This is a genomic window from Cronobacter sakazakii (genome assembly GCF_000982825.1).
GTDB lineage: Bacteria > Pseudomonadota > Gammaproteobacteria > Enterobacterales > Enterobacteriaceae > Cronobacter > Cronobacter sakazakii.
Genome location: NZ_CP011047.1, coordinates 2,752,518 through 2,764,796 on the forward strand (window position 1 = coordinate 2,752,518; position 12,279 = coordinate 2,764,796).

General features: G+C 57.2%; 10 protein-coding genes and 1 pseudogene. 10 read left to right on the top strand and 1 reads right to left on the bottom strand.

The window, feature by feature from the left end:
• The first annotated feature begins 13 nt into the window (after positions 1-13).
• From cheY to CSK29544_RS13185, 8 genes and pseudogenes are all read left to right on the top strand, one after another.
• The gene (gene cheY, locus CSK29544_RS13150) at positions 14-403 is read left to right on the top strand and encodes a chemotaxis response regulator CheY (RefSeq protein WP_004388326.1); all 390 of its coding nucleotides are present in this window, start codon (positions 14-16) and stop codon (positions 401-403) included.
• Positions 404-413: 10 nt separating this feature from the next.
• Positions 414-1,055 (top strand): protein phosphatase CheZ, encoded by a 642-nt coding sequence (gene cheZ / locus CSK29544_RS13155; RefSeq protein ID WP_004388327.1) that lies wholly within the window; start codon positions 414-416, stop codon positions 1,053-1,055.
• Positions 1,056-1,187: 132 nt separating this feature from the next.
• Positions 1,188-2,336: a flagellar biosynthesis protein FlhB gene (gene flhB, locus CSK29544_RS13160; RefSeq protein WP_015386598.1), complete on the top strand. Its 1,149-nt coding sequence runs from the start codon at positions 1,188-1,190 to the stop codon at positions 2,334-2,336.
• Entirely contained in the window at positions 2,329-4,407 is a 2,079-nt protein-coding gene (gene flhA, locus CSK29544_RS13165; protein WP_004387398.1) for a flagellar biosynthesis protein FlhA, read from the top strand. Before flhB ends, flhA begins: the two co-directional genes overlap by 8 nt.
• Positions 4,407-4,808 (top strand): flagellar protein FlhE, encoded by a 402-nt coding sequence (flhE, locus tag CSK29544_RS13170; RefSeq protein ID WP_007900770.1) that lies wholly within the window; start codon positions 4,407-4,409, stop codon positions 4,806-4,808. Before flhA ends, flhE begins: the two co-directional genes overlap by 1 nt.
• A gap of 274 nt (positions 4,809-5,082) precedes the next feature.
• Positions 5,083-6,669: an MFS transporter gene (locus CSK29544_RS13175; RefSeq protein ID WP_029039200.1), complete on the top strand. Its 1,587-nt coding sequence runs from the start codon at positions 5,083-5,085 to the stop codon at positions 6,667-6,669.
• Entirely contained in the window at positions 6,669-7,808 is a 1,140-nt protein-coding gene (bglB, locus tag CSK29544_RS13180) for a beta-galactosidase BglB (RefSeq protein WP_007900764.1), read from the top strand. Before CSK29544_RS13175 ends, bglB begins: the two co-directional genes overlap by 1 nt.
• A gap of 602 nt (positions 7,809-8,410) precedes the next feature.
• Positions 8,411-9,037, top strand: a pseudogene (locus CSK29544_RS13185) (helix-turn-helix domain-containing protein).
• 66 nt (positions 9,038-9,103) lie between these two features.
• Here CSK29544_RS13185 and argS read toward each other — a convergent pair.
• A complete protein-coding gene (gene argS, locus CSK29544_RS13190) occupies positions 9,104-10,837 on the bottom strand; it encodes an arginine--tRNA ligase (protein ID WP_004387403.1) in 1,734 nt (577 codons plus the stop codon).
• A 185-nt stretch (positions 10,838-11,022) separates the two neighbouring features.
• On the opposite strand from argS, the gene CSK29544_RS13195 reads away from it, so the two are divergent.
• Positions 11,023-11,586 carry a VOC family protein gene (locus CSK29544_RS13195; protein ID WP_007900757.1) on the top strand — a complete coding sequence of 188 codons (564 nt, stop codon included), beginning with the start codon at positions 11,023-11,025 and terminating at the stop codon, positions 11,584-11,586.
• A 147-nt stretch (positions 11,587-11,733) separates the two neighbouring features.
• Positions 11,734-12,276 carry an SRPBCC family protein gene (locus tag CSK29544_RS13200; protein WP_007900753.1) on the top strand — a complete coding sequence of 181 codons (543 nt, stop codon included), beginning with the start codon at positions 11,734-11,736 and terminating at the stop codon, positions 12,274-12,276.
• The last annotated feature ends 3 nt before the right edge of the window (positions 12,277-12,279 follow it).

A 12,279-nucleotide genomic window follows, 5' to 3' on the forward strand; every position in this document is an offset into this window, starting at 1 on the left:
GAGTACAGTTTTTATGGCGGATAAAGATCTCAAGTTTCTGGTTGTGGATGATTTCTCCACCATGCGCCGCATTGTACGTAACCTGCTCAAAGAGCTGGGTTTTAACAACGTAGAAGAAGCGGAAGATGGTGTGGATGCCCTCAACAAACTGCAGACCGGCGGTTTCGGTTTCGTGATTTCCGACTGGAACATGCCCAACATGGATGGTCTTGAGCTGCTCAAAACCATTCGCGCCGACGGTGCTATGGCGTCCATGCCGGTACTGATGGTGACGGCGGAAGCCAAGAAAGAGAACATCATCGCGGCAGCGCAGGCAGGCGCCAGCGGCTACGTGGTGAAACCGTTCACGGCGGCGACGCTTGAAGAAAAACTGAGCAAGATTTTCGAAAAACTCGGCATGTGAGGACAGGCAGATGACGGCATCGATAAAACCGACTGACGAGCATTCGACTGGCGACATTATTGTCCGTATCGGCAGTCTTACCCGCATGCTGCGTGACAGTCTGCGCGAGCTGGGGCTTGATCAGGCGATTGCGGAAGCGGCGGAAGCTATCCCGGACGCGCGCGACCGTCTGGATTACGTGGTGCAGATGACAGCGCAGGCCGCCGAACGCGCCCTGAACTGCGTCGAGGCTTCGCAGCCTCACCAGAACAAACTGGAAAGCGACGCGAAAGCGCTGAGCGGCCGCTGGGACGAATGGTTCGAAAACCCGATCGAACTGAGCGACGCGCGCGAACTCGTGACCGACACCCGCCAGTATCTGGCCGAGGTTCCGGACCATACGAGCTTCACCAACGCCCAGCTTCTGGAAATCATGATGGCACAGGATTTCCAGGATCTGACCGGTCAGGTGATCAAGCGCATGATGGATGTTATCCAGGAGATTGAGCGCCAGCTTCTGATGGTGCTGCTGGAGAACATGCCGGAGCCGAACGCGCGCGCCAAGCGCCCGAACGACAGCCTGCTCAACGGCCCGCAGCTGGACGCCACCGCCGCAGGCGTCGTGGCAAGCCAGGATCAGGTCGACGACCTGCTCGACAGTCTGGGGTTCTGATCCCCGCTAACCCTCCCTTCGGGGAGGGCAGTAAAGCGCGAAACAACCACCGGTTTTGCGCTTTTCTCTTCCCATTAGCTTTTCCCGCCTCTGGCATGCTAGCTGCGTAATAGTAGCTGCGAGAATCGAATCGTGTCAGACGATAGCGACGACAAAACAGAAGCCCCCACACCCCACCGACGAGAAAAGGCGCGAGAAGAAGGGCAGATCCCCCGTTCCCGTGAACTGACCTCCATGCTGATGCTGCTGGTTGGCGTCGCGGTGATTTGGGTAGGTGGTTCGCTGCTGGCACGTCAGCTGGCGGCCATGCTCTCTCACGGCCTCCATTTCGATCACAGCATTATTAACGACCCTAAACTTGTGGTCGGGCAGATCAGTTTTTTGATAAAGCAGGCGCTGATGGCGCTGGTCCCGCTGATTATGGGCGTGGTGATTGTGGCGCTGTTTGCCCCGATGCTGTTAGGTGGCCTGCTGTTTAACCCGAAAGCGGTGGCGTTTAAGCCAGAAAAACTGAACCCGTTGCCGGGCATCAAACGCATTTTTTCATCGCAGTCGCTGGCGGAGTTGCTGAAAGCCATTCTGAAGTCGGTCCTGGTGGGCATCGTGACGGGCTGTTTCCTCTGGTACAACTGGCCAGACATTATGCGTCTTATCAGCGAATCGCCGATAGCCGCCATGCGCAACGCCCTGAATCTGGTCGCGCTGTGCTGCATTCTTATCGTGATGGGCCTGGTGCCGATGGTGGGCTTTGACGTGTTCTGGCAGATAGTCAGCCACACCAAAAAATTACGCATGTCGCGCCAGGATATTCGCGATGAATTCAAGAACCAGGAAGGCGATCCGCACGTGAAAGGGCGCATTCGCCAGCAGCAGCGCGAAGCCGCCCGTCGCCGCATGATGGCGGACATACCGAAAGCCGACGTTATCGTCAACAACCCGACGCACTACTCGGTAGCGTTGCAGTATGACGAGAACAAGATGAGCGCCCCGAAAGTGGTGGCCAAAGGCGCAGGGCTGGTGGCGCTGCGTATTCGCGAAATTGGTAATGAACATCGAATTCCGATGCTGGAAGCGCCGCCGCTGGCGCGCGCGTTATACCGGCACGCGGAAATCGGTCAGCAGATCCCGGGGCAGCTTTACGCTGCCGTCGCGGAAGTGCTGGCATGGGTATGGCAACTCAAGCGCTGGCGTCTGGCTGGCGGCTTGATTCCGAAGAAACCTGAAAACCTTCCGGTGCCTGAGGCGCTGGATTTTTTGAACGAGAAGGACACTGATGGCTAATCTGGTGGCAATGCTGCGCCTGCCTGGCAATTTGAAATCGACCCAATGGCAGATACTCGCCGGGCCGGTTATCATCCTGATGATCCTGTCGATGATGGTGCTGCCATTACCGGCCTTCATCCTGGATTTGCTGTTCACCTTTAACATCGCGCTTTCCATTATGGTGCTGCTGGTGGCGATGTTCACCCAGCGCACGCTGGAATTCGCGGCGTTCCCGACCATTCTGCTGTTTACCACGTTGCTGCGTCTGGCGCTGAACATTGCGTCCACGCGTATCATTCTGATGGACGGCCACACGGGTGCGGCGGCGGCGGGGAAAGTGGTGGAGGCGTTCGGCCACTTCCTGGTCGGCGGCAACTTCGCCATCGGTATCGTGGTGTTCATCATTCTCGTCATCATTAACTTCATGGTTATCACCAAGGGTGCGGGGCGTATCGCGGAAGTGGGCGCGCGCTTTGTCCTTGACGGGATGCCAGGCAAACAGATGGCTATCGACGCCGACCTTAACGCCGGGCTTATCGGTGAAGAGGAAGCGAAAAAACGTCGTACTGAAGTGACCCAGGAAGCCGACTTTTACGGCTCGATGGACGGTGCGAGTAAGTTCGTGCGCGGTGACGCCGTCGCGGGCCTGCTGATTATGGCTATCAACATTATCGGCGGCCTGCTGGTGGGTGTGGTGCAGCACGGTATGCCGGTCGGCCAGGCGGCGGAGAGCTATACGCTTTTGACCATCGGTGACGGCCTGGTGGCACAGATCCCGGCGCTGGTGATTTCGACCGCAGCGGGCGTTATCGTGACCCGCGTCGCCACCGATCAGGACGTTGGCGAGCAGATGGTCGGCCAACTGTTCAATAACCCGCGCGTGATGGTGCTGAGCGCCGCCGTCCTCGGCCTGCTCGGTATGGTGCCAGGGATGCCTAACTTTGTGTTCCTGTTGTTTACCGCCGCGCTGCTGGGGCTCGCCTGGTGGATGCGTGGCCGCGAACAGCAGGCGCCAGCCGCGCCCGCGCCGGTTATCCAGCAGGATAATCCGCAGGCCGTGGAAGCGACCTGGAACGACGTGCAGCTGGAAGATTCGCTCGGGATGGAAGTGGGCTACCGCCTGATCCCGATGGTGGATATGCAGCAGGACGGCGAACTGCTGGGCCGCATCCGCAGTATCCGTAAGAAATTCGCGCAGGATCTCGGCTTTCTGCCGCCGGTGGTGCATATTCGCGACAACATGGATCTGCCGCCGGCTCGTTATCGTATTCTGATGAAAGGCGTGGAAATCGGCAGCGGTGAAGCCTATCCCGGCCGCTGGCTGGCGATTAACCCCGGCACCGCCGCAGGCTCTCTGCCGGGCGAGCCGACGGTCGATCCGGCGTTTGGTCTGGCCGCTATCTGGATTGAAAGCGCGCTGAAAGAGCAGGCGCAAATCCAGGGCTTTACGGTGGTTGAGGCCAGCACCGTGGTGGCAACGCACCTGAACCATCTGATCGCGCAATACTCCGCTGAGCTGTTTGGCCGTCAGGAAGCGCAGCAGCTTCTCGATCGCGTGAGCAAAGAGCTGCCGAAACTGACCGAAGATCTGGTGCCGGGCGTCGTGACGCTCACCACGCTGCATAAAGTGCTGCAAAACCTGCTTGCCGAGAAAGTGCCAATCCGCGATATGCGCACCATTCTGGAAACGCTCGCCGAGCACGCGCCGGTTCAGAACGATCCGAACGAACTGACCGCCGTGGTGCGCGTGGCGCTGGGCCGCGCGATTACCCAGCAGTGGTTCCCTGGCAACGACGAAGTGCAGGTGATTGGGCTTGATACGTCGCTTGAGCGTCTGCTGTTGCAGGCGTTGCAGGGCGGCGGTGGCCTGGAGCCTGGCCTTGCGGATCGCCTGCTTGAGCAGGCGCAAGAGGCGCTGTCGCGCCAGGAGATGCTCGGCGCGCCGCCAGTACTGCTGGTGAACCACGCGCTGCGTCCGCTGCTCGCGCGTTTCCTGCGCCGCAATCTGCCGCAGCTGGTGGTGCTCTCGAACCTTGAGCTCTCCGATAACCGCAATATCCGCATGACGTCCAGCATCGGAGGTAAATAATGCGCGCGCGCTTGTTAATGGCGTTGCTGACGCTGCCTGTGCTGGCGAACGCCGCAGGAGAGGGCGCCTGGCAGGCGAGCGCGATGGGGCCGGTTGTGAGCCAGCGCGGCATGGCGGCCTCGTCACCGCTGCTGGCACCGGATTCCCCGCCGCCGCAGGGCGTGATGACGGTCGTGGTCTGGCGCTATGAGCTGGCAGGCCCGACGCCCGCAGGCATGGTGGCGCGGCTCTGCTCGCAGACCCGCTGTGTGGACGTGGACGACCAGACCGGCACCACGCGCGCCTTTACCAACGTTTCCGCCGCCGAGCCGCTGCGCTTTATCTTTGAAGTGCCGGGCGGCGGCAGGCTGTGGCCGGCGCTGGAAGTGCGCAGCAGCCAGGTCATCGTCAATTACCGTTAACCATCTTCTGTAAAACGCGCCGCCGCGCGTTTTCTTTCTCCGGCCGTCCGATTTTTGGCGGCTGGCTCGCAGTTCTGAACTCCCGCTTTGAACACTTCGAAACGCTGTTTTATAAATCAGTGAAGCCGGTGGCGGCGCTCTTTGTATTTTTGCCAGTATTGCGTTTCAGGTGGCAGAAAAGGAAAGGTTTCCCACCCGCCATACTTTTACTTTAGCCCTGATAGCTCTGCGCCTGGCCGCAGGACTCCACATAAAAACACACAGGGTGACGGCGATGAAAACGCGTAAACCAGGACTGGCAAATTACCTTGCCTACGGGTCAGGAGACTTCCTCGGCGCAGGAACGACCGCCCTCACGGCAGCGTGGCTTCTCTATTTCTACACGACCTTCTGTGGCTTAAGCCCGATTGAGGCGACCTTCATTTTCGCGGCGGCGAGGGTCGCTGATGCGGTGGTCAGCCCGCTGATGGGTTTTCTTACTGACAACTTCGGCACCACCTGGCTCGGCCGCCGGTTTGGCCGCCGGAAATTCTTTATTCTGTTGGGTATTCCCTGTGTCTTTAGCTACTCGCTGATGTGGGTGGGGGATATGGGATTCTGGTACTACCTGCTCACCTACCTGCTGTTTGATATCGTCTACACCATGATTCTGGTGCCTTACGAGACGCTGGTGCCGGAAATGACCGACGATTTCAAACAGAAAACCAAATTCTCCGGCGCGCGTATTTCGATGGCCCAGATGTCCGCCATTCTGGCGTCGTTCCTGCCGGGCGTGCTGCTGACGCACTTCGGTAAAGACAATGCAGTCTCCTTCTTCTATGCAAGCCTGGTCTTCTCGGTGCTCTGCGCGATCATGCTGACGCTGGTGTGGATCTTCATCTGGGAGCGCCCGCGCGAAGAGTGGTCACAGGCCGCGCTGCGCGCCGAAGAAGAGAAGAAACACCTGACGCTCGGCCAGAGCCTGCGCCGTCTGGTGGTTGAACTCTCCTCCACGCTGCGTATCCGTATTTTCCGCCAGCATCTTGGCATGTATCTCGGCGGCTATATCGCCCAGGACGTCTTCAACGCGGTGTTTACTTACTACGTGGTGTTTGTGCTGATGCAGGAAGCGTCTGTCGCCTCTAATCTGCTCGGCACGATGGCGGTTTTCCAGTTTATCGCCGTTATCGCGATGATCCCGCTTTGCATCCGCTTCGGGCCTGCGCCGTCTTACCGCATGGTGGTGGTGCTGTTTGGCCTGAGCTCGCTCTCTTACGCGCTGCTCTATTACACCGGCATGAGCGATATTTACTCGCTGCTGTTGCTGGTCTCGGCGCTGGCGGGCCTCGGGCGCGGCGGCATTAACTATGTGCCGTGGAATACCTACACCTATATCGCCGATGTCGATGAAGTGGTCACCGGGCAGCGCCGCGAGGGCATTTTTGCGGGGATCATGACGCTCACCCGTAAAGCCTCGCAGGCGGGCGCGGTGATGCTGGTGGGAATTGTGATGCAGATGTCCGGGTTTGTCTCCGGTCAGAGCACCCAGGCACCCGCGGTGAGCCATACCATTCTGACCATTTTAAGCGTCGGCACGATAGCCGTGCTGGCCTGCGGTTTCCTGATTTCCCTGCGCTTTAAGCTCAACCTGAAAACCCACAGCATTCTGCGTGAAGAGACCGCGAAGATGCGCGCCAGCGGCCGTGTGATGCCGGAGAGCATCAGCCCCGCGAACCGCGCGACGGTCGAGATGCTGGCGGGCATGCCTTATGAAAGCCTGTGGGGGAATAACAACATTGGCTATCTGAACCGCAATAAGCCAGCTGCACCCCCGCTGAAAATGGTCACTCCCGAATTTGATACGACACAGAGGTTAAGTTAATGATTGTCTGGCCCGTAAAACACAGCCCGCTGCTGCGTCAGCCGGAGCGCTTCATTGCCCGTGATGAACTCAAGGCGATGATCCACAAAATTACCGACAACCTGATCAACATTAAAGATGAAACCGGGCAGTTCCTCCTGCGCCTTGATGACGGGCGCGTGATTGACACCAAAGGCTGGGCAGGCTGGGAGTGGACGCACGGGGTAGGGCTGTACGGCATCTATCAATATTACCGCCAGACCGGTGATGAGCGGATGCGCGCGGTGATTGACGACTGGTTCGCGGCGCGCTTTGCCGAAGGCGCCACCACTAAAAACGTCAACACGATGGCCCCGTTCCTGACGCTGGCGTACCGCTATGAAGAGACGCGCGACCCCGCGCTGTTACCCTGGCTTGAAACCTGGGCCGAATGGGCCATGTATGAAATGCCGCGCACCGACCAGGGCGGGATGCAGCACATCACGCTCGCTGAAGAGAATCATCAGCAGATGTGGGACGACACGCTGATGATGACGGTTCTGCCGCTCGCTAAAATCGGCAAGCTGCTCGGGCGTCAGGCGTACGTTGATGAGGCGATCTATCAGTTCCTGCTGCATGTGCAGAACCTGATGGACCGGAAAACCGGACTGTGGTTCCACGGCTGGAACTACGAAGGTTGCCATAATTTTGCGAACGCCCGCTGGGCGCGCGGCAATAGTTGGGTGACGATTGTTATCCCCGATTTTCTTGAGCTGATGGACTGGCCGGAGCAGCATCCGGTGCGCCGCTATCTGACGCAGGTGCTGGCGCGCCAGGCGGCGGCGCTTGCAGAGTGTCAGGATGAGAGCGGCTTGTGGCATACCCTTCTTGACGATCCCCGTTCCTACCTGGAGGCGTCCGCCACGGCCGGGTTCGCCTGCGGCCTGCTGAAGGCGGTGCGCAAGCGCTATATCGGCAAGGAGTACGGCCTGGTGGCGGAGAAGGCTATCAAAGGCGTAGTGGCGAACGTTTCGCCGCAGGGCGAGCTGTTGCAGGTATCGTTCGGCACCGGCATGGGAAGCGATCTCGACTTTTACCGGCAGATCCCGCTTACGTCGATGCCTTATGGTCAGGCAATGGCTATTCTGTGTCTGACGGAATACCTGCGCACTTATCTGTAACGATATGCGCCGCGTGCCAAATCCCGTCACGCGGCGTACATTTGATTGTTCTTACACTGCTTAAAATGTTTAATTCCGCACCGTCCCGCTCATCACGCTTATCGTATTAGCCGGAAAGCATTTAAGCTATTAGTATTAGCTTATTTATACAGTATGCCTCTTGTTATGGCTCTGATAATATTAATACCGCGCTTATCCAGCTAATATTATATTTTCAATATTAAATTCCTCCAAAAAAGTAATTCATTGTATCTTGTTTCTTTGTTGTCAGTCTTTAAAATGCCAGCCGCACTGCCATTATTGTTGGTTTATTTTTTACAGTAACAATAACCAGGTAAATCCAGCAATGTCGCTGCTATGACGCCGTGATTCTTTGCTATGCGCAAAGAGTATTATTTCGGATGTATTTTATAAATGCATTACGCGACATGTCGTTCTGTCGCCTTAATGTCTCTAAGGTATTAATCAGACATGAAGGTACGGTTTCGTCTGGCTACGCGGTTGCACAATTGATAATGCATTCGCATATCTGCCTGAATTCCGGAGTGCTGCCGGCAGGGATCACCGATCTGCGAAGCCGTTAATTCTGATGGATCATATAAATGAACCACTATCCTTTACCCCCACGGCCGGACGCTCAGATTAATGCGCTGATTAACGCCTTTCATTGTCACGGTACGATTAAAGAATATCCGCGCGGCTCGTGCCTGGCGCAAAATGAAGAGTCTGTAAATATTCTGTTGTCAGGCAGCCTTGCTCTGACGCGGGATTGGGATAACCTCATTTTCTTTGAAACGAATCGACCGAATATTTTTGGTATTTCATTGCAACCTAATAATGCCCGGTTTGAACATTTTTGATTAATAATAAAAGAAGACAGTCTTGTAAAAAGGATCAGTCGTGCTGATTTTCTTGCTGTTATTGAAGAGCAAAAACTCTGGAAGGAACTGAGTCATGTTATCTCGTTTTATTATCATGTTCTGCTCTGGAAAAATTACCATTTCTACGCCGCCGACTCGTATATGCTGGTGCGGAAATCACTCATTACGCTTGGCGAAATGCCGCTGGAGTCGCGCATCAATATAAACGCAAGCCAGTACATTACCAGTACCACCAATTTATCAAAAAGCTATGTGATGAAAGTCATTCAGGAGTTACGCAAAGGCGGGTATATCGAAATCCAGCGTGGCCGCTTGATCACCATCGGCAAGCTCCCGCAAAAATATTAAGCCGCTGCAAAGCGCTAATAAAAAGGCCCGTCAGTGACGGGCCTTTTTTACGCGTGAGAACGGGGTTTACATGCGTTCGACGGTTTCGATACCGAGCGTATCCAGACCGAGCTTCAGCGTTTTCGCGGTCAGCAGCGCCAGCTTCAGGCGGCTCTGGCGCAGCGCGTCGGTTTCAGCGGTGAGAATAGGGCAGTGCTCGTAGAAGCCGGAGAACAGACCCGCCAGATCGTAGAGATACGCGCACATAACGTGCGGCGTACCGTCACGAGCCACCACGCCCAGCGTCTCTTCGAACTGCAACAGGCGCGCGGCGAGCTGTGCTTCGCGGTCGTCCTGAATCACCACCGGTGCCGTCAGTTCACTCTCTTTAACGCCCGCTTTGCGGAAGACCGACAGCACGCGGGTATAGGCGTACTGCATATACGGCGCAGTGTTGCCTTCGAAGGCCAGCATGTTATCCCAGTCGAAAATGTAATCGGTGGTGCGGCTCTTCGAGAGATCCGCATACTTCACCGCGCCGATGCCGACGGCGTTCGCCAGTTTCTCCAGTTCGTCGGCCGGCATATCTGGGTTTTTGCCGGCAACCAGGCGACGTGCGCGATCCAGCGCTTCGTCCAGCAGTTCGGACAGCTTAATGGTGCCGCCCGCGCGGGTTTTAAACGGTTTGCCATCTTTGCCAAGCATCATGCCGAACATGTGGTGCTCCAGCGGGACAGATTCGGGCACGTAGCCCGCTTTACGCACGATGGTCCACGCCTGCATCAGATGCTGGTGCTGACGGGAGTCGATGTAGTAGAGCACGCGGTCGGCATGCAGCGTTTCGTAGCGGTACTTCGCGCAGGCGATATCGGTTGTGGTGTAGAGGTAGCCGCCATCCTTTTTCTGGATGATGACGCCCATCGGCTCGCCTTCTTTATTTTTGAACTCGTCCAGGAAGACCACGGTAGCGCCTTCGCTCTCCACCGCCAGACCTTTGGCTTTCAGATCGGCGACAATGCCAGGCAGCATCGGGTTGTAAAGGCTCTCGCCCATCACGTCGTCGCGCGTCAGGGTGACATTAAGACGCTGATAGGTTATCTGATTCTGCGTCATGGTGATGTCAACGAGCTTGCGCCACATCTCGCGGCAATATTCATCGCCGCCCTGCAGTTTCACCACGTAGCTGCGCGCGCGCTCGGCGAACGCTTCATCTTCGTCGTAATGCTTTTTGGCTTCGCGATAGAACCCTTCGAGATCCGAGAGCGCCATCTCGCCGGCATTTTCCTGCTGCTGTTTCTCAAGATAAGCAATCAGCATACCGAACTGGGTGCCCCAGTCGCCGACGTGGTTGGCGCGAATAACTTTGTGGCCGAGAAACTCCAGAGTACGAACGGACGCATCACCGATAATGGTGGAGCGAACGTGGCCCACGTGCATCTCTTTAGCAACGTTTGGTGCGGAGTAATCCACCACGATGGTCTGCGGCGCGCTGACTTTTTCCACGCCCGCGCGATCGGAGGCGACAGCCGCCTCGATGTTTTTCGCAAGGAATGCCGGATCGAGGAAAATATTGATAAAGCCAGGGCCTGCGATTTCGGTCTTCGCGGCGATCCCGGTGAGATCCAGATGGGCCAGTGCCTGCTCGGCGAATTGTCGCGGCGGCATGCCCAGTTTTTTCGCGATAGCCATCACGCCGTTAGCCTGATAGTCGCCGAACTGCGCTTTGGCTGACTGACGAACCTGCGGTTCGCAATCCGCAGGCGCACCTGCGGCAATCAGCGCCTGACTGACTTTTTCTGAGAGAAGAGCCTGAATATTCACCGGGATACCTTACGTTAATAACGCTGCCAGTCGAAGGCGGCAGCGTGCGGTCTTAAGAAAAAAGAGGGCAAAAGTATACTGCATTTAGGCGGCGGCGTCAGCACCGGCGGGCAGGGTGGTACGTGCTGGAGCGCGGGCGTCAAACAGGGTAGATTAGCGCCTTTGTCACCGTACGGGAAAAGCCAATGACCCACTGGCACACACCAGAAGAACTCCAGGATATCCGCGCGGATCTGCCGCGTTTTGAAGCGGCGTTACAGACGCTCGCCGGGCGTCTCGCGCTCGATATAAAAGGCCTGCACGCCGATCATATTTCGCTGCGCTGCCACCAGAACGCGACCGCCGAGCGCTGGCGTAAAGGGTTTGAGCAGTGCGGCACGCTGCTTAGCGAAAACATCATTAATGGCCGCCCCATCTGCCTTTTTCGCCTTGATGAGCCGGTCTGCGTCGGGCCGTGGCGCTTTACGATTGTCGAACTGCCGTGGCCTGGCGAAAAACGCTACCCGCATGAAGGCTGGGAACATATTGAAATCGTGCTGCCCGGCGCGCCGGAATCGCTCAACCAGCGCGCGCTGGCGCTGCTGGGCGACGAAGGGCTGATGGCACCGGATATTTCGGTGAAAACCAGTTCACCTGCAGGTGAGCATGAGCGGTTGCCGAACCCGACGCTCGCCGTCACCGACCGCATCGTCACCATCAAATTCCATCCGTATTCCATCGAAGAGATCGTCGCAAGCGAGCAGCAGTAACGGTTCGCTGTCACACACGGGGCCAGACTGGCGCAAAGTCTGGCCCCTTTTTTTGTCTATAGTATTCAGGGGACCATTTCCCGCACGCCCCCGCATGAAGAGTAAGGAGAGACCCGACGCCTGTTTTCGACCCGATGGGAGAGACTCATGCAACAAACCGTAAAACGTACCGATCTCTGGATTAACCGTGATGAGCCTGGGCTGCGCCGCTCCCTGCTTATCCATCGCTCCGCCGAGGAGCTGTTTGATTTATGGCGCGCGCCGTCTACCCTGCCACGCATCATGGGACATTTCGCCCACATTACCATTCTCAGCAACACCGCGTCCCACTGGGCCGTGCGAATGCCGCTTGGCAAAACCGTTGAGTGGGATGCCTATATCACCGATGAAGAGCGCGGCCATTACATCAGCTGGGCGTCTGAGAAAAAGGCCACCGTGCCGAACGCCGGCAGGCTGACGTTTCGTCATATCTCCGAGGAGCGCGGCACGGAAGTGACGCTTTCGCTGCATTTCGATCCTCCCGGCGGCTTTTTTGGCGAGTGGTTGTCGAAAAAAATCGATCTGGTGCCGGAGGCGATGCTGAGCCAGGCGCTGCGGCGTTTTAAAAGCCTCGCCGAGACGGGCGAAATCGCGACCAATAAACCGCAACCGGCGGGCCGTCACGGCGGTATGGACAAGGTGGAGGAATAACCG